At 74.4% G+C, this 18,653-nt stretch carries 17 protein-coding genes and 1 tRNA gene; 14 read left to right on the top strand and 4 right to left on the bottom strand.

Translation table 11 applies throughout. The features are described 5' to 3' along the window. From GCL84_RS24415 to GCL84_RS24400, 4 genes are all read left to right on the top strand, one after another. Positions 1-558 (top strand): hypothetical protein, encoded by a 558-nt coding sequence (locus tag GCL84_RS24415; protein ID WP_156757889.1) that lies wholly within the window; start codon positions 1-3, stop codon positions 556-558. Between the two features lie 151 nt (positions 559-709). Next, a complete protein-coding gene (locus tag GCL84_RS24410; RefSeq protein ID WP_156757888.1) occupies positions 710-1,018 on the top strand; it encodes a hypothetical protein in 309 nt (102 codons plus the stop codon). Then, the gene (locus tag GCL84_RS24405) at positions 1,018-3,267 is read left to right on the top strand and encodes a WXG100 family type VII secretion target (RefSeq protein WP_156757887.1); all 2,250 of its coding nucleotides are present in this window, start codon (positions 1,018-1,020) and stop codon (positions 3,265-3,267) included. The genes GCL84_RS24410 and GCL84_RS24405 overlap by 1 nt, the downstream gene beginning before the upstream one ends. Then, the gene (locus GCL84_RS24400; RefSeq protein WP_156757886.1) at positions 3,264-3,617 is read left to right on the top strand and encodes a hypothetical protein; all 354 of its coding nucleotides are present in this window, start codon (positions 3,264-3,266) and stop codon (positions 3,615-3,617) included. The genes GCL84_RS24405 and GCL84_RS24400 overlap by 4 nt, the downstream gene beginning before the upstream one ends. Positions 3,618-3,765: 148 nt before the next feature. Here GCL84_RS24400 and GCL84_RS24395 read toward each other — a convergent pair whose 3' ends face one another. Beyond that, complete coding sequence (locus tag GCL84_RS24395) at positions 3,766-4,581, bottom strand: dienelactone hydrolase family protein (protein ID WP_156757885.1); 816 nt, start codon at positions 4,579-4,581, stop codon at positions 3,766-3,768. Between the two features lie 49 nt (positions 4,582-4,630). Between GCL84_RS24395 and glmS the strand changes: the two genes are divergently transcribed. Genes glmS through GCL84_RS24365 form a run of 6 tightly spaced genes read left to right on the top strand, consistent with a single transcriptional unit; the run spans position 4,631 to position 11,249 of the window. Next, on the top strand, positions 4,631-6,490 hold the full coding sequence (glmS, locus tag GCL84_RS24390) for a glutamine--fructose-6-phosphate transaminase (isomerizing) (RefSeq protein WP_156757884.1): 1,860 nt from the start codon (positions 4,631-4,633) through the stop codon (positions 6,488-6,490). Between the two features lie 3 nt (positions 6,491-6,493). After that, the gene (locus tag GCL84_RS24385) at positions 6,494-7,918 is read left to right on the top strand and encodes an NAD(P)H-hydrate dehydratase (protein ID WP_156757883.1); all 1,425 of its coding nucleotides are present in this window, start codon (positions 6,494-6,496) and stop codon (positions 7,916-7,918) included. Positions 7,919-7,925: 7 nt separating this feature from the next. Next, entirely contained in the window at positions 7,926-9,011 is a 1,086-nt protein-coding gene (alr, locus tag GCL84_RS24380) for an alanine racemase (RefSeq protein ID WP_156757882.1), read from the top strand. Then, a complete protein-coding gene (locus tag GCL84_RS24375) occupies positions 9,008-10,090 on the top strand; it encodes an alpha/beta fold hydrolase (protein WP_235926669.1) in 1,083 nt (360 codons plus the stop codon). Before alr ends, GCL84_RS24375 begins: the two co-directional genes overlap by 4 nt. Further along, entirely contained in the window at positions 10,083-10,541 is a 459-nt protein-coding gene (gene tsaE, locus GCL84_RS24370) for a tRNA (adenosine(37)-N6)-threonylcarbamoyltransferase complex ATPase subunit type 1 TsaE (RefSeq protein WP_156757880.1), read from the top strand. Before GCL84_RS24375 ends, tsaE begins: the two co-directional genes overlap by 8 nt. 9 nt (positions 10,542-10,550) lie before the next feature. Further along, a complete protein-coding gene (locus tag GCL84_RS24365) occupies positions 10,551-11,249 on the top strand; it encodes an HAD family hydrolase (protein WP_156757879.1) in 699 nt (232 codons plus the stop codon). A 282-nt stretch (positions 11,250-11,531) separates the two neighbouring features. On the opposite strand, the gene GCL84_RS24360 is transcribed toward GCL84_RS24365, so the two are convergent. Both GCL84_RS24360 and GCL84_RS24355 read right to left on the bottom strand, forming a co-directional pair. Continuing rightward, on the bottom strand, positions 11,532-12,863 hold the full coding sequence (locus GCL84_RS24360) for a carboxyl transferase domain-containing protein (protein ID WP_156757878.1): 1,332 nt from the start codon (positions 12,861-12,863) through the stop codon (positions 11,532-11,534). Next, entirely contained in the window at positions 12,856-14,274 is a 1,419-nt protein-coding gene (locus GCL84_RS24355; protein WP_156757877.1) for an AMP-binding protein, read from the bottom strand. Before GCL84_RS24355 ends, GCL84_RS24360 begins: the two co-directional genes overlap by 8 nt. 105 nt (positions 14,275-14,379) lie before the next feature. Here GCL84_RS24355 and tsaB point away from each other — a divergent pair, with 105 nt between their 5' ends. From tsaB to GCL84_RS24335, 4 genes are all read left to right on the top strand, one after another. Then, a complete protein-coding gene (gene tsaB / locus GCL84_RS24350; protein WP_156757876.1) occupies positions 14,380-15,045 on the top strand; it encodes a tRNA (adenosine(37)-N6)-threonylcarbamoyltransferase complex dimerization subunit type 1 TsaB in 666 nt (221 codons plus the stop codon). Positions 15,046-15,138: 93 nt separating this feature from the next. Beyond that, a complete protein-coding gene (gene rimI, locus GCL84_RS24345) occupies positions 15,139-15,633 on the top strand; it encodes a ribosomal protein S18-alanine N-acetyltransferase (RefSeq protein WP_156757875.1) in 495 nt (164 codons plus the stop codon). Further along, on the top strand, positions 15,630-16,670 hold the full coding sequence (gene tsaD, locus GCL84_RS24340) for a tRNA (adenosine(37)-N6)-threonylcarbamoyltransferase complex transferase subunit TsaD (RefSeq protein WP_156757874.1): 1,041 nt from the start codon (positions 15,630-15,632) through the stop codon (positions 16,668-16,670). Before rimI ends, tsaD begins: the two co-directional genes overlap by 4 nt. 75 nt (positions 16,671-16,745) lie before the next feature. Beyond that, a tRNA-Arg gene (locus tag GCL84_RS24335) sits at positions 16,746-16,817 on the top strand. Between the two features lie 2 nt (positions 16,818-16,819). On the opposite strand, the gene GCL84_RS24330 is transcribed toward GCL84_RS24335, so the two are convergent. Next, positions 16,820-18,643, bottom strand: coding sequence for an N-acetylmuramoyl-L-alanine amidase (locus tag GCL84_RS24330; RefSeq protein WP_156757873.1), 1,824 nt, complete (start codon positions 18,641-18,643; stop codon positions 16,820-16,822). Positions 18,644-18,653: the final 10 nt, after the last annotated feature.

The following is an 18,653-nucleotide window of genomic DNA, read 5'->3' as shown; positions in this document are numbered from 1 at the left end:
ATGACCGAGCCGGACCGTCTCATCCTGGCGCGCTACCAGGACATCTCCGACCGGCACAGCGCCGCCGTGGCCGACATCGGCGAGGAGTTCGCCGCCGAGTTGGCCAGGCAGGACGCTTTGGCGGCCGAGCGCGCGCAGGAGGCCGAGGAGGCCCGCCCCGCCGCCGACGCGGCCAAGGCAGCCACCGCGGCGCCTCACCAGCCGGAGGAGGAGCAGAAGCCCGCCTGGGAGCCCCGCCCCGAGCGGCAGACGCTGATGACCTTCGACGGCGACGAACTGCGCGAGCAGGCGCCGTCGAGCCCCGCGCCCAGCACCACCCCGATCCCGGTGCAGCAGCACCCGTTCCCGCCGCCTGCGCCCGAGCCGCCCCGGCCGGTCGCCCCCGCGCGTTACCTGTCCTTCGGTGGCGAGGACGAGGAGGTCGCCCCGCCCCCGCCCCCGCCCCCGCCCGTGCCAGAGCCGCCCAAACCCCCGCGGCGGGTTGTCCGGGCCGAACAGTCTGGTCCGGACGAGCCGGATGACGATGACCTGTCCGGGCATAGCTGGTTGCGGAGGTGACCGGCTGACGGTCCACACAAGACGCCCCGTTCCGGTCGCGCCGGGCGGGGCGTTTTGCGTCCGTTAAGCATCTTGGGCGGAGCGGAACCCCGGCGCGCCCCCCGGTCGTCGTAGTGCCAGACGCAAGCGGTGACGGAACGGGGCGATCGACGTGGCTGACGGGTACACCACCGGGGGTGAGCTGGCTGGGATCGCCGGGCGCATCAAGGGCCGGGTCGAGCCGATCGGGCAGCAGGCGGACCGGCTCGACGACGGGCAGGTGGCGCCGGGGGACTTCGGGCGCGTGTTCGGTGACCGGGGCAGCGCCTACGCCGAGGCGCTGCGGGGGCGGCTGGTGGCCGGGGTGCGCGCGTACGCCACCGCGACCAGCACCTACGCGGACCGGCTGACCGACACCCACCGCGACTACACCGCCAGCGAGCAGACCAACAGCTCCAACGTGCAGAAAGCGTGGCAGTGATGTCCGAGCGCACCACCTGGGCAGAGCTGAAGCCCATCCTCGACGACCCGTCCGTCTCCGACGACGACAAGGCCCGCCTGCTGCGCGCCTTCGCCGACGTGCACGGCTCCCACGTGTTCAAGGACGACCTGTTCACCCAGCGCGACCCGGAGTTCTGGGACAACGCGGGCGAGATCGCCGCGTACGCCGAGCGCTACGGGGTCAAGGACGAGGTCTTCGACAGCGCGACCCGCACCTTCGTGCCGGACTTCCTGCGCGACCAGGCCCAGGGCACCCTCGACCAGTACCTCGCCCGGTCGCAGTGGGACCAGGCCGTCGACCAGGCGGGGGAGGACCTGGAGGAGGCGTCCGGGCGCACCGTCGAGGCCGGGGGCGCGGGGGTCGGCACGTCCGACGAGCTGCTCGAGCCCGGCTCGCGCGGTCTGGCGTTCTTCCTGCACTTCAGCCCGCCGTACCGGTCGTGGCGGGGGTCCGCGCCGGACCAGCGCACCGAGATCGAGACCGTCTACGACGAGCTCAAGGGCATCAACTTCGGCAAGTTCCGCACCGACGCCGCGACCATGGGCGACGTGCACAACCAGCTCACCGAGGTCACCCTCGACCTGAGCACCGACTCCGGCGACCTGCGCGGGGTCTGGCAGGGCGAGGCCGCCGACGTCGCGGACGCCTACGGCAGGCAGTTCCTCGGGCACGGCCGGGAGGTCGCCGACACCCCGTCCGCCGCGTCGACGCTGATCAGCGAGACCGTCGCGCACGTGGAGACGGCGGTGTCGCAGCGGGCGCAGACCGTGCTCGACCTCTACGCCGACACGGTTGACGGGCTGATCCCGCAGGACATCGAGCGGGTCATCCGGGCGGCCAGGCAGGAGGCCGACCGCGACGACCTCGAGGGGATGCGCGACTGGCCGCCGTTCGGGGGGATGAACCCGTTCCTGTTCTCCAGCTTCGGCTGGCTGTTCTGGGGCGACCAGGTCAAGGAGATCATGGCCGCGGGTGCCCGCAAGTGGCTCGACGGCACGTTCGTGGCGCTGTTCGACGCCAAGAAGCAGGCGTTCGACCAGATCTGCGCGTCGACGAAGGAGACGGTCTCCGAGGGGTGGGCCGCCATCGTCGACGGGCTCAACGCGGTCGAGCCGGACCCGTTCGCCGACCTGGCGGACGGCATCCAGGCCCCGGCCGATCAGCAGGAGGGCGGCCCGTCGGCCACCGGTCCGGGCGAGGTGACCCAGCCCTCCGGCACGGGCAGCCCGGGGACCGGCGGCGGGAGCGGCGGCGGGGGCATGCCGGGGGGCATGCCCGGCGGGAGCTCCGGTGGATCGCCGGGGGGATCGCCCGGCGGTGTCCCGCCGACGCCGTCCGCCGAGGAGCTGCAACAGCTCTTGCAGCCTGCCGACGAGGGCAAGCCGGGCGAGGGCGCGGACGCCATCGAGGGGCTGACCCCGGACGGGCTGCTCACCGGTGGCGGTGACGAGGTCACCATCACCGACGGCGACACCTCGTACACGGTCACCGAACCCGACGCGAACGGCCGCGCCACGCTCACCGTGGACACCGGCGACGGCGAGCCCAAGACCTACCAGCTCGACTTCGGCCCCGGCGCGGCGTCCCCGGACACCGGCTTCGGCCCGATCGGCGCCGACCGCCGGGGCGCGGACGGCGTCCTGACCCCGGGCCCGGACGGCGCGATCAAGGTCTCCGACACCCTCTCGGCCACGCTCACCGACGAGGGCAAGATCGTCCTGACCGACACGACCGACGGCGCCGACAAGTCCTACACGGTCGACTTCGCCGAGTCGGACCGCCCTGAGTTCGGCTCGCCGATGGCGCTTTCCGGCTCGTTCAGCGGTGACACGCTCGCTGGTGGCGGTGGGGGCGGCAGCGGCTCCGGTGGCGGCAGTTTCGGTGGCGGTGGCTACGCGGGCGGTGGAGGCGGTGCTGCCGCGGCGGCCGCTCCGCTGACGCCGGGCGCGGTGGTCGGTTCGAGCCCGGCCGAGGTCCTGTCGTCCGGTGGTGGCGGCGGCGGTGCAGCGGCTCCCGCCGCAGCAGCCACGAGCGGCGGCGGAGGCAGCGGCGGCGCGGGCGTGGGCGGCGGCATGCCGATGATGGGCGGCATGGGCGGCGGCGGTGGGAACAGCGGCGGCCAGGACCGCGAGGGCAACCGCTACCTGCTCGGCTCCGACCTGTTCGACGACGACGCCGAGCGGCACGCGCGCATCAAGAACATGCTCGACCCGGAGTCGGCCAAGTGAACCCGGCCTTCCAAGCGGCCAGGGACCGCATCGCCACCGCGGCCGCGCGCGGCCGGGGCGCCTTCCGATCGATCGAACAGGACCTGGCCGCAGCCAGGTCCGCCGCCGCCGCGAACACCAAGGCGGCCGGTGAGCAGGCGAGCGCCGCGGGCGCGGCCATCGACCGGGCCGAGAAGGAGCGGGCCGAGCGGTACGCCGAGGAGCGGGCCCGCAAGGCCGAGCGGGCCGAGGCCCGGAAGAACGAGTCGAGCGGCGAGAAGCCGGAGAAGAGCGAGAAGCCGGAACGCGTGGTGCCGCCTCGGCCGCAGGCCAGGTCCTACGTGATGGACCTGGGACCGGAAGAGGACTGAGCCACCTGCTCCGCCTGCCGCGGTTGTCCGGGCGGGCGGGCCGTCTTCAAGATCATCTGCCCTTGGGGACCCCCGATTTCAACGCTACTCGGCGGGTCTGACAGAAGCGGCTCGTCGAGGGTGGGTTGTCCACAGGGGGCGGGACGGGTCAGGCGTGTTCGGGGACCTCGGTGTTGTCGAAGGTCACGTCGGCTGACTTGAGGGGGAGATCGAGGACGGGCTCGTAGTCCCGCTGGTCTGCCAGGTGGACCAGGAAGAAGGCGGTGAGCAGGGCGCGCGCTGTCTTCTGCGTCGCGCTCTCGGACTTGCCCGCCACGAGCAGGCCGCTCCAGTGCCTGCCCTCGGCGAAGCCGAGGTGGCTGGCCTTGGGCAGGGTGCGCACCCGGGCGGGGCCTGCCCAGTTCTCCGCGATGAGCTCGGCGTTGGCCACCGGTGGGGCGACGGAGTCGCGGCCCGCGGCCAGGTGGAGGCTGGGGGCGGTGCACTGCCGGGCCGCGTCGGTGGCGAAGGGCCGTGTCTGGCTGGCGGCGAGGGTGGCGACGGCGTTGACGCGGGGGTCGGCGGCGGTGGCCAGGACGGCGCTGCCCGCGCCGGTGGAGTGGCCTGCCAGGCCCAGCTTGCCCGGGTCCACCGAGACCTCGCCGTCGCCCAGGCGGACGCCGGTGCAGACGTCCAGGGCGGTGCGCAGGTCCGCGGCCAGCAGGCGGTGCGAGCCCAGGGGGCCGACGTGGGTGCCGGGGGCGGCCGCGACGACGCCCCAGGACGCCAGGTGGCGCAGCAGGCGGCGGTAGCGGGTCGGCGGTTGCAGCCAGCCGTGGCCGAACGCGACCGCGGGGAGGCTGAGGCCCGAGGCGGGGGTGTACACCACTCCGGGCATGCCCACGAGCGCCAGGTCACCGCGCAGGACCCGGTGCGGGCCGGGGCGGGACAGCTCGTCGAACAGGTGCTTGGCCTTGCGTGCCATGCGCGCAGCCTATCCGGGACCGCGCACGCGGGCCGGCTACCCTGGTCCGGTGTGCGGAATCGTGGGATACGTCGGGCATCGGCCCGCCTTGGACGTGGTGCTCGACGGCCTGCGCAGGCTCGAGTACCGAGGGTACGACTCGGCCGGTGTCGCCGTCCTCGACGGCGGCGGGCTGGCGGTGGAGCGCAAGGCCGGGCGGCTGGCCAACCTCGAGGCCCGGCTGGACGAGGTGGGCCGCGACGGCTTCGCCGGGACCAGCGGCATGGGCCACACCCGGTGGGCCACGCACGGCGCCCCGATCGACCGGAACTCGCACCCGCACCGGGACACGGCCGAGCGGCTCGCGGTGGTGCACAACGGCATCATCGAGAACTTCGCCGCGCTGCGCGCCGAGCTGGAGGCGGCCGGGGTCGAGCTGACCTCCGACACCGACACCGAGACCGTCGCGCACCTGGTCGGCCAGGCCTACGCCGCCGGGGAGACCGCCGGTGACCTGCCCGCCAGCCTGCGCGCGGTGTGCAGGCGGCTCGAAGGCGCGTTCACGCTGGTCGTGACGCACGCCGACGAGCCGGACCAGGTGGTCGCCGCGCGCCGGTCCTCGCCGCTGGTGGTGGGCCTGGGCGAGGGCGAGACCTTCGTCGCCTCGGACGTCTCGGCGTTCATCGAGCACACCCGCGAGGCCGTCGAGCTGGGCCAGGACCAGGTCGTGGTGATCACCCGCGAGGGCTACACCGTCACCGACTTCGACGGCGAGCCCGCCGAGGTCAAGCCGTTCACCGTCGACTGGGACCTGTCGGCCGCCGAGAAGGGCGGCCACGAGTACTTCATGCTCAAGGAGATCGAGGAGCAGCCCACGGCGCTGGCGGACACGCTGCGCGGGCACTTCGCCGACGGCCGGATCACCCTCGACGAGCAGCGCCTGTCCGACCAGGAGCTGCGCGACATCGACAAGGTCTTCGTCGTGGCCTGCGGCTCGGCCTACCACTCCGGCCTGGTCGCCAAGTACGCCATCGAGCACTGGACCCGGCTGCCCGTCGAGGTCGAGCTGGCCAGCGAGTTCCGCTACCGGGACCCGGTGCTCGACCGCGCGACGCTGGTCGTGGCGATCTCCCAGTCCGGCGAGACCGCCGACACCCTGGAGGCCGTGCGGCACGCCCGCGGGCAGAAGGCGCGCGTGCTGGCCGTCTGCAACACCAACGGCGCGCAGATCCCGCGCGAGTCCGACGCGGTGCTCTACACCCACGCCGGTCCGGAGATCGGGGTCGCCTCCACCAAGGCGTTCCTGGCCCAGGTCGCGGCGAACTACCTGGTCGGCTTGGCCCTGGCGCAGGCGCGCGGCACCAAGTACCCCGACGAGGTCGCCCGCGAGTTCCACGCGCTGGCCGCGATGCCCGACGCCGTGCGGACCGTGCTGGAGAGGACCGAGCAGATCAAGGCGCTGGGCCGCGAGCTCTCCGACGCCAAGGCGGTGCTGTTCCTCGGCCGCCACGTGGGCTACCCGGTGGCGCTGGAGGGCGCGCTCAAGCTCAAGGAGTTGGCCTACATGCACGCCGAGGGCTTCGCCGCGGGCGAGCTCAAGCACGGCCCGATCGCGCTGATCGAGGAGGGCCTGCCGGTCGTGGTGGTCATGCCGTCGCCGAAGGGGCGGGCGGTGCTGCACTCCAAGCTGGTGTCCAACATCTCCGAGATCCAGGCCCGCGGCGCGCGCACCATCGTCATCGCCGAGGAGGGCGACGAGACCGTGCGCCCGTTCGCCGACGAGCTGATCGAGGTGCCCGCCGTCCCGACGCTGCTGCAACCGCTGGTCTCGACCGTGCCGCTGCAGATCCTGGCCGCCGAGATCGCCCGGTCCCGCGGCTACGACGTGGACAAGCCGCGCAACCTGGCCAAGTCCGTGACGGTGGAGTAGCCGATGCGGCGAGCCTGGACGACCGACCGGATCCGCGCGGCCGAGGAGCGCGTCCTCGCCCGCACCCCGGACGGCGCGCTGATGCGCCGCGCCGCCTGGGGGCTGGCCAGGCAAGCGCTTGCCATGCTGCGCGCGCGGACGGGGGGCACCGCGGGCCGCCGCGTGCTGCTGCTGGTCGGCGCGGGCAACAACGGCGGCGACGCGCTGTGGGCCGGGGCGTTCCTGCGCCGCCGGTCGGTCGCGGTGAGCGCGCTGCTGCTCGACCCGGAGCGCGCGCACGCCGAGGGCCTGGCCGCCCTGCGCGCGGCGGGCGGGCGGGTCGTCGCCGACGTCGTCCCGGCCGACCTGGCGATCGACGGGATCGTGGGCCTGTCGGCGCGCGGGTCGCTGCGGCCGGACGCGGCGGCGGTGCTCGAGCGGGTGACCGCGCCGGTCCTGGCCGTCGACCTGCCCAGCGGCGTCGACCCGGACACCGGCGCGGTCGACGGCCCGGCCGTCACCGCCGCGGCGACGGTCACCTTCGGCGGCTACAAGCCGGTGCACTTCCTGGCCGCGGGCCGCTGCGGCGACACGACCCTGGTCGACCTCGGCCTGGAGCTGTCGGACCCGGACGTCGAGGTGCTCGACCGGGCCGAGGTGGGCGCGCTGTGGCCGCTGCCGGGACCGGCGGACGACAAGTACACCCAGGGCGTCGTCGGCGTCACCGCGGGCTCGTCGACCTACCCGGGGGCCGCAGTGCTGGCGACGGGCTCGGCGGTGCGGGCCACCTCGGGCATGGTCCGCTACGCCGGGTCGGCCGCCGAGGAGGTCAACCGGCGCTACCCCGAGGTGGTCGTCACCGGCTCGGTCACCGACGCGGGCCGGGTGCAGGCGTGGGTCGCCGGGCCGGGCATGGGCACCAACACCGCCGCCCGCGACGTCCTCGCGCACGTGCTGGAGGCGGGCGTGCCGACGGCGGTCGACGCCGACGGGATCACCCTGCTGGCCAAGCACCCCGAGCTGTGGGACGCCCGCGACCCGGCGGCCCCGGTGCTGCTCACCCCGCACGACCGCGAGTTCGCCCGGATCGCCGAGCCGCACGGCATCGAACTGGGGTCCGACCGGGTCGCCGCGGCGAAGGCGCTGGCCGCCCGGCTCGACGTGACCGTGCTGCTCAAGGGCAGCACGACGGTCGTCGCCGGTCCGGACGGGCGGGTGCTGGTCAACCCGGCGCGCAGCCACTGGCTGGCCACGGCGGGCAGCGGCGACGTCCTGTCCGGTCTGGTCGGCGCGCTGCTCGCGGCGGGCACCGACCCGGTGCTCGCGGGCGGGGCGGCGGCGCACGTGCACGTCCTGGCCGCGCGGCTCGCGGCCCGCGGCGCGCCGGTCTCGGCGTCGCTGGTCGTGGACTCGGTGCGCGACGCCGTGCGGACCGTGGTGGGCGGATGACCTTCCCATGAGCCGTCCTGCCGACCAGGCTGTCCGCGCCGAGGTGGTGGTCGACCTCGACCGCCTGCGGCACAACGTCCGGCTGCTCGCCGACCGGGCGGGCGAGGCGGAGACGATGGCCGTGGTCAAGGCCGACGCCTACGGCCACGGCGCGGTCCCGGTCGCGCGCGCCGCGTTGGAGGCCGGGGCGACCTGGCTCGGCGCGTGCTCGCTCGATGAGGCACTTGCCTTGCGGGAGGCGGGGATCACCGCGCCTGTCCTGTCCTGGTTGGACACCCCGGACACCGATCTGCGGCGCGGGGTCGAGGCCGGGATCGACCTCGGTGTGTCCAGTGTGGAGCAGTTGCGCGGGCTCACCGGGGCCCGGCTGCACCTCAAGGTCGACACCGGGCTCAACCGCAACGGCTGCCCGCCGGACCGCTGGGCCGAGCTGGTCTCGGCGGCGATCGCCTCCGGCAACGAGGTGCACGCGATCTGGTCGCACCTGGCCCGCGCGGACGAGCCCGGCCACCCCTCGGTCGACGAGCAGGCCAAGCGGTTCGCCGAGGCCCACCTGCTGTGCCTGGCCGCCGGGCTGAGCCCGCGCAGGCACCTGGCCAACTCCGCGGCCACGCTCACCCGGCCGGACCTGCACTTCGACCTGGTCCGCGTCGGCATCGCCATGTACGGGCTCAACCCCGTGCCGCAGCAGGCCGAGGACCTGCGGCCGGTGATGTCGTTCCGGTCCAGCGTCGTGCTGCGCAAGGACATCCGGGCGGGCGAGTCGGTGTCCTACGGGCACACCTGGACCGCCGAGGGAGACACGGGCCTGGCGCTGGTGCCGGTCGGGTACGCCGACGGGGTGCCCCGGCTGCTGTCCGGGCGGATGGCGGTCGGCATCGGCGGGAAGCGCTACCCGGTGCGCGGGCGGGTCTGCATGGACCAGCTCGTCGTCGACACCCTCGGCGACGACGTGCCGCTGGGCGCGGAGGTCGTGCTGTTCGGGCCGGGCGGGCCCACCGCGACCGAGTGGGCCGACACCATCGGCACCATCGACTACGAGATCGTCACCGGGATGCGCCGCCCGCGCGTCCGGCGCCGGTACGCCGGGTGAACCGGGCGGGCTGGGCCGGGCTGATCGGCGCGGGTGTCGGCGTGGTCGTCGCCGGTGGGGTGCTGGCCGTGCGGGCCGCGCGCGGGCGGCCCGGCGCCGACGAGCGGTTCGCCGAGGAGGCGTTCGGCGCGCTGCCGCCGTCGCGGGAGAGCAGCGTCTGCGCCGACGACGGGGTGGCCATCTCCGTTGAGGAGGTCGACCCGGAGGACGGCGGCGAGCCCGCGCTGACGGTCGTGCTCGTGCACGGGTTCGCGCTCAGCCGCGCCTGCTGGCACTTCCAGCGCCGCGACCTGGCCGCGCTCACCGGTCCCCGGGTGCGCCAGGTGCTCTACGACCAGCGCAGCCACGGCCGGTCCGGCCGGTCGAGCACCAGGTCGAGCACCATCGAGCAGCTCGCCGCCGACCTGTCGGAGGTGCTGCGCGCGGTCGTGCCGGAGGGGCCGGTCGTGCTGGTCGGGCACTCGATGGGCGGCATGACGATCATGGCGCTGGCCGAGCGGGAGCCGGACCTGTTCGCCGACCGGGTGCGCGGCGTCGCGCTCATCGGCACCTCGGCGGGCGAGATCGGCAAGTCCGGCCTGCCCCGGCCGCTGCTGTCGAAGTACAACCCGACGGCCAGGGTGCTCGGCGGGGTCGCCGACTGGCAGCCCGGCCTGGTCGAGCTGGTCCGGGCCGCGGGCGGGCACGTGACCAGGCGGGCCGTGCGCACCCTGGGCTTCGGCAGCCGCGACGTCAGCCCGCAGGTCGTCGACTTCCTGGTGTCCATGCTCGACGTCACCCCGGTCCGGGTGCTGGCCGACTTCATCGACACCCTGGGCAGCCACAACCGCTACGCCGCCCTCGCGGGCCTCAAGCACTGCCGGGTCCTGGTGCTCAGCGGCGACGAGGACCGGCTCACCCCGTTCGCGCACGCCGAGCGGATCGCCCTGGAGCTACCGGACGCGGTGCTGGTCCGGGCGCGCGGGGCCGGGCACATGGTCATGCTGGAACAACCCGACCTGGTCACCGGGGCCGTCGCGGAGCTGGTCCGCGACTGCGCCGGGGCGGCCGGGCGCACGAGGAGGTGGGAGCGTGGCTGAGCTGGTCCTCCCGACCACGCAGGACACCGAGGCGTTCGGCCGGTCCCTCGGCGCGGTGCTGCGCGCGGGCGACCTGGTGCTGCTGTCCGGACCGCTGGGCGCGGGCAAGACCGCGCTGACCCGGGGCATCGCCGCCGGCCTCGGCGTGCGCGGACGCGTGAGCAGCCCGACCTTCGTCATCGCCCGCCAACACCCCGCGGGCGAGCGCGGCGTCCCCCTCGTGCACGTCGACGCCTACCGCCTCGGCGGCGACCTCGCCGAACTAGACGACCTGGACCTGGACAGCGAGCTGGAGACCTCGGCCGTCGTCGTCGAATGGGGCGAGGGCACCGCCGACCGCCTCAGCGACGACTACCTCCTGGTCCGCCTCACCCGCCACCCCGACGACACCCGGACCGCCGCGCTCCACCCGCACGGCAACTGGGTCGACCGCGCTGTCCCGGTGTCCTAGGCTCGCCACATGCGAGCGGTGATCTTCGACTGGGGCGGCACCCTCACCCCGTGGATGACCATGGACCACCTGGCCGCCTGGCGCGCCTACGCCGACGTGGTGTTCCCCGACAACCCCGAGCGCGCGGCCGCCCTGGCCGCCGCCGCCCTGGCCGCCGAGGACGACTGCTGGCTGCGGGTCCGCGTCGAACACCGCTCCTTCACCCTCACCGACGTCCTCGACCGTGCGGGCGGCCCGGCGGACCCCGCCGCCATGGAGGGGTTCCGCGAGTACTGGGACCACGCCACGCCCACCTCCCCCGAGGTCAAGCCGATGCTGGAGGCGTTGCACGAGCGCGGTTTGCGCACCGGCGTGCTCTCCTCCACGTTCTGGCCCGCGACGTGGCACGAGGCTGTGTTGGCGCGGGACGGTGTCTGGGACCTGTTCCACGGGGCGGTGTGGAGCAGCGATCTGGACTACACCAAGCCGCACCGGGAGGCTTTCCTCGCGGCGATGGCGGCTGTGGGGGAGGAGAACCCCGCCGAGTGCGTGTACGTGGGGGATCGGCCGTATGACGACATCAGCGGGGCGAAGGCGGTGGGGATGAAGGCCGTGTGGGTGCCGCACAGCCAGATCCCGGCGGCGCAGCAGAGTCCGGTGGCCGTGGACCCGGACGCGGTGATCCAGTCCCTGTCGGAGATTCCGTCTCTTGTGGACCGCTGGATGTAAAGAACGGGGGATTTGCGGGCGTTTGCTCGTTGGGGTGGATCGGCTTGCCCGGGGCCCCTACGACGATCATGTGCTGTGGGAGGGGAAAAGGAGGGGCTGAAAAGATGCCCCTCCCACGCAGCCGGCTAAGCACATGATCGCCTCCCCCAGACAAGCCGATCCACCCCAACGAGCAGTGAGCGTTGCCGGGCGGCGGTTGTGTGTGGGCACGCTGCTTCAAGAGCAAGAGAAGACCTCGGGCCCCAACACCCCACCCGATCCAGCACCCCCCAAAAAAACAGCTCAGGTCGCAGCGATCCCCCGAACGATGCCCAGTTCCACCAAGTCCTGTGGCCGCAGCCTGAGCTGGTCCGCCGTAGCGGCCACCTCCTCCGGCGGCCGCTTCAAGATCGCAGTGCTCATCTCCGGCGCGATGACCGAGAAGTAGGCGTTCGGCGCGATCCAAGTCCGCTCCACAGAGGACAAAGCCAACGCCCCGCCGGAGCCACCCTCCCCGATCACCAAGGTGGTGATCGGAACCCGCGCACCGGCCACCACGCCGAACAGCTCCGCGATGGACGGGCCGACCCCCATCCGTTCAGCGGCGGCGTCGTTGAGGGCGCCGGGGGTGTCGACCAGGGTCAGGACCGGCAGGCGGAGGCGGTCAGCCAACCGCACCAGGCGGGCGGCCGTGCGGAAGCCCGCCGGGGTGGTGGCGGTGCCGTTCTGGGCGGCGAAGGCCACGGCGTGGCGGCCGCGCAGGCCGATGCCGCAGAGCATGCCCTCGTCCACCCCGCCCGCGCGGTCGCCCCGGATGAGGCGGTGGGTGTCGAAGTGGTCGGCCAGGTACGCCGCCGCTCGCGGGCGGTCCTTGGACCTGGCCCCGGCCACGGCCGACCAGCCGTCGGCGGGCAGGTCGGGGGAGCCGAGGGCTCGGGGGACCTCGGCGGGGTCCGGGGTGGCCGAGGTGAGCAGCAGGAGCCAGTCGGCGAGGGTGTCGGGCAGGTTCTCCCAGGTGCAGACCTCGTCGACGTGGCCCGCGGCGTGCTGGCCCGCGGCGGTGTAGGCGGGGTCGTCGGCGACGGCGGGTGGGCGGACGCGGCGACCCGCGAAGCCGATCTGGGCGTTCTCGAGGGCGATCACGACGTCGGCGCCCGCGCCCAGGGACGCCCACAGCCCGCCGGTGGTCGGGTCGCGCAGGACCGACACCTGCGGCACGCCCGCCTCGCGCAGCGCCACGGCGTGCCGGGAGATGCGTTGCAGTTGGCGCAGCGACAGCATGCCCTCCTGCATCCGGCTGCCGCCGGTCGCGATCAGCGACACCAGCGGTGTCCCGGTCTCGCGCGCCTCGGTGAACGCGCGCTCGATCCGGTCGCCGGTGGCCGTGCCGACCGAGCCGCCCAGGAAGCGGAAGTCGAAGGCGATGAGCACGGCCTCGACCGCGCCGACCCGGCCGCGCCCGCACACCACCGACTCGCGCTCGCCGGAGCGCTCGGCGGCCCGCGAGCGCGCCTCGGCGTAGCCGGACCACTCCAGCGGGCCGTCGGGCCCGTAGCGGCTCTCGCGGTCGTCGGTGAACTCGGTGAACGTCGCCGCCACCGCCGCCAGCGCCGCGCGGGCGCCGTCGTCAGGCACTGAGGGCTCGCTTGGTGACCTTGCCCATGTCGTTGCGCGGCAAGGAGTCCAGGTACCGCACGACGCGTGGCCGCTTGTGCGGGGAGAGCAGCCGGGCGACGTGGTCGGCCAGTTCCTCGGCGGGCGGCCGCGCCCCCGCGGCCACCACCCAGGCCACGACCCGCTCGCCCAGGTCGTCGTCGGGCTCGCCGGTGACCGCGACCTCGGCGACGCCGGGGTGCTCGAGCAGGGCGTTCTCGATCTCGCCCGCGCCGATCTTGTAGCCGCCGCTCTTGATCAGGTCGGTGGCCTTGCGGCCGACGACGCGCAGGTAGCCGTCCGGCTCGCGCACGGCCATGTCGCCGGTGCGGAACCAGCCGTCGCGCATGGCCGCCGCCGTGGCGTCGGGGCGGTTGAGGTAGCCGAGGAACAGGTTCGGGCCGCGCACCTCGATCTCGCCGATGGCGTCGGGGTCGGCGAGCGGCTCGCCCGCCTCGTCGACGACCCGGACCTCGACCCCGTCCAGCGGCGCCCCGACCGTGCCCGGCCTGCGGTCGCCGAGCAGGGTGGAGGTGTTCATCAGGGTCTCGGTGAGGCCGTAGCGCTCCACCACCTGCTGCCCCGTCGCCTTGGTGATCCGCGCGTGGTCGGCGGCGGGCAGCGCCGCGGACCCGGAGACCAGCAGCCGGGCCCGGCCCACCTGCTCGCCCAGCGCCGGGTCGGCCTCGCAGTCGGCGGCCAGCCGGTGGTACATCGTGGGGACGCCGAACAGCATCGTCGCCGGGCCCGCCAGCTCGGCCGCTACCGCGGCCGAGTCGAACCTGCCCAGGTGGCGCACGCCCCCGCCGTGGCGCAGCGGCCCGAGGACGCCTGCGATGAGCCCGTGCACGTGGAACAGCGGCAGTGCGTGCACCAGCACGTCGTCGGCGGTCCACGCCCAGGCGGCGGCCAGCGCGTCGAGGTTCGCCGCGATGGCCCGGCGCGGCATCAGCACGCCCTTGGGCGGCCCGGTCGTGCCGGAGGTGTAGACGATGAACGCGGGCTCCTCGGCGTCCGGCTCCGCGGGCAGCGCGCCCGCCACCCGCTGGGCCGGGTCGACGTCGACCCGCCCCAGGGCCGCCAGCGGGGCGGGCAGCACGTCGCCGGGGGCGGCCAGGACCAGCTCGGGGGCGGAGTCGGCGAGGATGTGCGCCAGCTCCCGCTCGCCGATCTTCGGGTTCACCGGCACCACGGCCGCGCCGCCGACCAGCGCCCCCACCACGCCCAGGCAGGTGCGCAGCGACGGCGTCGCCCACACCGCCACCCGCCGCGCCCCGCCGAGGCGCCCGGCCACGGCTCGGGCGGCGTCGGCCAGCTCGCGGAAGGTCAGGACCTCGGCGCCGAACCGGACCGCCTCGCGCGCGGTCGGCTCGGCCAGCGTGGGCAGCAGCACGAACGGGACTGTAGTGCCGCGCGCCGTCCCGGGCAGTTGCCACGGTCACGGTGACGGGCGGGCCCGGAGCCAGCTAAGCGACGCCTGCTCGTACTCTTGACAACCGTGCTTGTCCTCGCTGTCGACACCGCAACCCCCTCGGTCACCGCCGGGGTCGTCGAACTGCCGGAAGACGGCGCGCCCGTGTTGCTGGCCGAACGGGTGACCGTCGACGCCAAAGCCCATGGCGAGCTGCTGAGCCCGCACGTGCGCGACGCGCTCGCCGCCGCGGGGAAAACGCTTGCGGACGTGGACGCCCTGGTCTGCGGGGTCGGTCCCGGCCCGTTCACCGGGCTGCGGGCGGGGATCGTCACCGCCGCCGCGCTCGGGCACGCCCTGGATCGGCCGGTGCACCCGGTGTGCTCGCTGGACGGGATCGCCGCCCAGGCCGTGGGCGAGCCGCTGCTGGTGGTGACCGACGCGCGCCGCCGTGAGGTCTACTGGGCCGCGTACGCCGCCGACGGGGCCAGGGTCGCCGGGCCGGAGGTCCTCGCTCCGGCCGCGCTGGCGGAGCGGGTCGCGGAGCTGGGTGTGACCAGGGTCGCGGGGGGTGAGCTGGGCGACTTCGGGCTGGTCCGGGTTGGCGCCTGGGCCCCGACGCCGGTCGGGCTGGTCGCCGCGGCGGCCTCCGCGCTGCGGGCGGGGGGTGTGGCGGGGGAGTTGACGCCGTTGTACCTGCGTCGGCCGGATGCGGTGGAGCCGGGTGCGCGGAAGCGGGTGACTCCGGCATGAGCTGCTGCGGGGTGTCGCTGGGGGCTTGTCCCACTGGGCCGCGGGGGTTTGGCGAGTTGGCTTCGCTGTGCGTGCGAGAGGGGGTGGGGTGGCGTGACCGCGGCTGACACCGATGTCCGGCTGGCTCCGCTGCGGCGTCGTGACCTGCGGCGCTGTGCGGAGTTGGAGGCGGTGATCTTCGCGGGCGACGACCCGTGGAGTGAGCAGGCCTTCGCCGCCGAGTTGGACTGGGGGCACTACTACCTGGGTGCGTTCCTGGGCGAGGAGCTGGTCGGGTACGCCGGGTTGTCGTTGGCGGGGCGGCCCGGTGACATGGAGGGGAGTGTGCACACCATCGCCGTTGACCCGGCCCAGCACCGTCGCGGTATCGGCCGGGCCCTGCTGCGCGCGCTGCTCGCCCGTGCCGACGCGGCGGCCGCTGAGGTCTTCCTCGAGGTCCGCACGGACAACGAGGGCGCGATCGAGCTCTACCGCGCGCACGGGTTCACCACCATCGGCCTGCGCAAGCGCTACTACCAGCCCTCCGGGGCCGACGCCTTCACCATGGCCAGGCAGGCGCGCCCGCTGACCCAGGAGCCCACCCCGTGACGATCATCCTCGGCATCGAGAGCTCCTGCGACGAGACCGGCGTCGGCCTGTCCCGGCTCGACGCGGCGGGGGGGATCACGCTGCTCGCCGACGAGGTCGCCTCCAGCGTCGAGCAGCACGCCCGCTTCGGCGGCGTGGTGCCCGAGGTGGCCAGCCGGGCGCACCTGGAGTCGCTGGTGCCCGCGATGCGCCGCGCCTTCGACACCGCCGGGCTGAGGCTGTCCGATGTGGACGCCATCGCGGTCACCAGCGGGCCGGGCCTGGCAGGCGCGCTGCTCGTCGGCGTCTCCGCGGCCAAGGCCTACGCGCTGGCCCTCGACGTGCCGCTCTACGGCGCCAACCACCTCGCCGGGCACGTCGCCGCCGACACCCTGGAGCACGGCCCGCTGCCCTCGCCGTGCCTGGCCCTGCTCGTCTCCGGCGGCCACACGCAGCTACTGCGGGTGGACGACCTGGCCACGTCCATCACCGAACTCGGCTCCACCATCGACGACGCCGCGGGCGAGGCCTACGACAAGGTCGCCCGCATCCTCGACCTGCCCTACCCCGGCGGCCCGCCGATCGACGCGGCCGCCCGCCGCGGCAGCCCGTCGATCCACTTCCCGCGCGGGCTCACGGGCCCGCGCGACGCCGCCTACGACTTCTCCTTCTCCGGTCTCAAGACCGCCGTCGCGCGGTGGGTGGAGAACGAGGAGCGCGCGGGCCGCCCGATCCCCGTCGACGACGTCGCGGCCTCGTTCCAGGAGGCGGTCGCCGACGTCCTGACCGCGAAGGCCGTCAGGGCGGCCGAGGCCGAGGGCGTCGACACCATGATCATCTCCGGCGGGGTGGCGGCCAACTCCCGGATCAAGGAGCTGGCCCGCGAGCGCTGCGCCGCCGCGGGGATCACCCTGCGCGTGCCCAAGCCCCGGCTGTGCACGGACAACGGCGCCATGATCGCCGCCCTCGGCGCCCACCTGGTCAAGGCGGGCGTCGCCCCCTCGGCGCTGGACCTGTCGTCGAACCCCGGGCTGCCGGTGGACGTCATCAGCGTTTAACCCGTTGCGGGTCCACGACTCCGGGGGCATAGTTCTCCGTGGCGGCGACCGTACGTCCATGTGGAACGGTCACCAGCCCTTGTGGTCCAGCGGACACGACACCGGTCTACGGAACCGGAGACCCAGGTTCGACTCCTGGCAGGGGTACCTCAGCGCGTCAGCCGGACGTCGGCCGCGCGCACGAACGCCACCCGGTGGCCGTACTGGATCTGCAGGTACGGCTCACCGCGCACGACCTCGTGCGTCGACGGGTCGAACGTGGTCGCCCAGTAGTACTCGGACTGGCCCGCCCAGCCCACGGTGTAGGACTGCCCCGGCGGCAGCGCGTACTGCAACGGAACCACGGACTGCGGCGTGATCCCGGGTGGGTACGCCGCCGCCTCCGGGTACGCGCGGCCGTAGACCGGCACCGGCGTGCCCCCCTTGGCCGTCACCCTCGCGGCCTTGGCGGGCACCACGTCCCTGGACTTGAGCCAGCCCTTCTGCCCCAGGTACCAGACCGCCGTCCACGCGCCCTTGCGCTCGGCGACCGCATAGCGCTGTCCGGTGTCCACGCGGCTGCCGATGTCCGAGACGCCCATGGTCGACGGGGAGCCGTCCGGCCGCAGGCCGAGGTCGGCCAGCAGGGGAGCGGTGTCCGAGGGGGCCGACCGCAGGACCACCGAGCTGGACGGCAGCGACGGGCACGACCCGTCCGGCAGGCAGCCGGTGAAGGCGGGCCGGTTGGTGGGGAAGTCCGGGCGGACCATGACCACGTCGCGGCCGTGGCCCTGGGCCTTGAGCGGTGCGCCGAGCAGGTCGAAGTAGTGCGCCCAGTCGTAGAAGGGGCCCGGGTCCCAGTGCATGCCCGCGACCGTGGCCGGGGTGGTGCCGGGGACGTTGTCGTGGCCGATGACGTGCTGGCGGTCCAGCGGGATCTTGTGCTTGGCGGCCAGGTAGCGGACCAGCTTGGCCGAGCTGCGGTACATCGCCTCGGTGAACCAGGTGCCCTGCGCGGCGAAGCCCTCGTGCTCCAGGCCGATCGACTTGGCGTTGACGTACCAGTTGCCCGCGTGCCAGCCGACGTCCTTGGTCGGCAGGTGCTGGGCGATGTGGCCGTCGGAGCTGCGCAGCGAGTAGTGCCAGCTCACGTACGTCGGGTCCCGCACCAGGTCGAGGGTGGTGTCCCAGGTCGCCTCGGTGTCGTGGATGACGATGTACTCGACCTTCTGGCTCTGCGGCCGGTCGGCCTTGTCGTGGTTGCCGTAGGTGTCGTCGAACTCCTCGTACGGCGCGGGGATCGATTCGCAGCCCAGGCCGCGCGGGCACTCCACGCCCGCGCGCGGGGCGCTCCGGGCCAGGGGGACGTCGGTGGCGGGCAGGGTCACGCGCTGGCCGTCGTCGGTGGTCCGGGTCATGCCGGTGCGCAGGACGGAGAAGACCTCGTCGGCGAAGGCGGTCGCGGTGGCCGGGTCGGTGGCGCCGCTGTGGCGGGCGACGGCGGCGTGCCAGCGGGCCGGGTCGGTCGACGGCGGGCCGACGGTCCGCTGGTGGTCGGCGAGCAGGGCCGCGCCGCCGCGGATGTTGGCCGCCGGGTCGGAGCGCAGCGCCGCCGGGTCGAGGCCGGTCAGCTCGGCGGCGCGCTCGACCGTGCGCAGGGACGCCGCCGAGGTGTCGGAGGGGTGGTGCGCGGGCGCCAGCGGGAGGCGGGCCGAGTCGCCCCGGGGGTCCTCGGTGCCGTCCGAGTGGTGCGGGGCGCCCTGGTTGGCGGTGACGACGTCGGTCAGGTGCATCGGGCCGTACCCGGCCGCCGTGCTGGGCTGCCCGGCGTGGCTGTCCCAGCGCGATTGCAGGTAGGACACCGCCAGCAGCACCGGCTCCGGCACGCCGGACTCCGCTGCCGCCGCGGCGAAGTCCCCCTGGCGGCCGGGCGGTGGCGCGGCGGACGCGCTGGGCACGGCGGCCCCGGCGACGGTGAGCGCGACGGCTGTCATGACCGCAAGC

It is taken from the genome of Actinokineospora pegani (assembly GCF_009745975.1).
In the GTDB taxonomy this organism is placed as follows: domain Bacteria; phylum Actinomycetota; class Actinomycetes; order Mycobacteriales; family Pseudonocardiaceae; genus Actinokineospora; species Actinokineospora pegani.
The sequence above is the reverse complement of the archived record's forward strand: the minus strand, read 5'-3'. Positions and strand labels throughout refer to the sequence as shown.

Bases quoted from the DNA above. Each gene is read 5' to 3' on its own strand.
- GCL84_RS24415 (WP_156757889.1), top strand. From the start codon at position 1: ATGACCGAGCCGGACCGTCTCATCCTGGCGCGCTACCAGGACATCTCC.
- GCL84_RS24405 (WP_156757887.1), top strand. From the start codon at position 1,018: ATGTCCGAGCGCACCACCTGGGCAGAGCTGAAGCCCATCCTCGACGAC.
- GCL84_RS24395 (WP_156757885.1), bottom strand. From the start codon at position 4,581: ATGGCACGCAAGGCCAAGCACCTGTTCGACGAGCTGTCCCGCCCCGGC.
- GCL84_RS24385 (WP_156757883.1), top strand. From the start codon at position 6,494: ATGCGGCGAGCCTGGACGACCGACCGGATCCGCGCGGCCGAGGAGCGC.
- alr (WP_156757882.1), top strand. From the start codon at position 7,926: ATGAGCCGTCCTGCCGACCAGGCTGTCCGCGCCGAGGTGGTGGTCGAC.
- GCL84_RS24365 (WP_156757879.1), top strand. From the start codon at position 10,551: ATGCGAGCGGTGATCTTCGACTGGGGCGGCACCCTCACCCCGTGGATG.
- GCL84_RS24330 (WP_156757873.1), bottom strand. From the start codon at position 18,643: ATGACAGCCGTCGCGCTCACCGTCGCCGGGGCCGCCGTGCCCAGCGCG.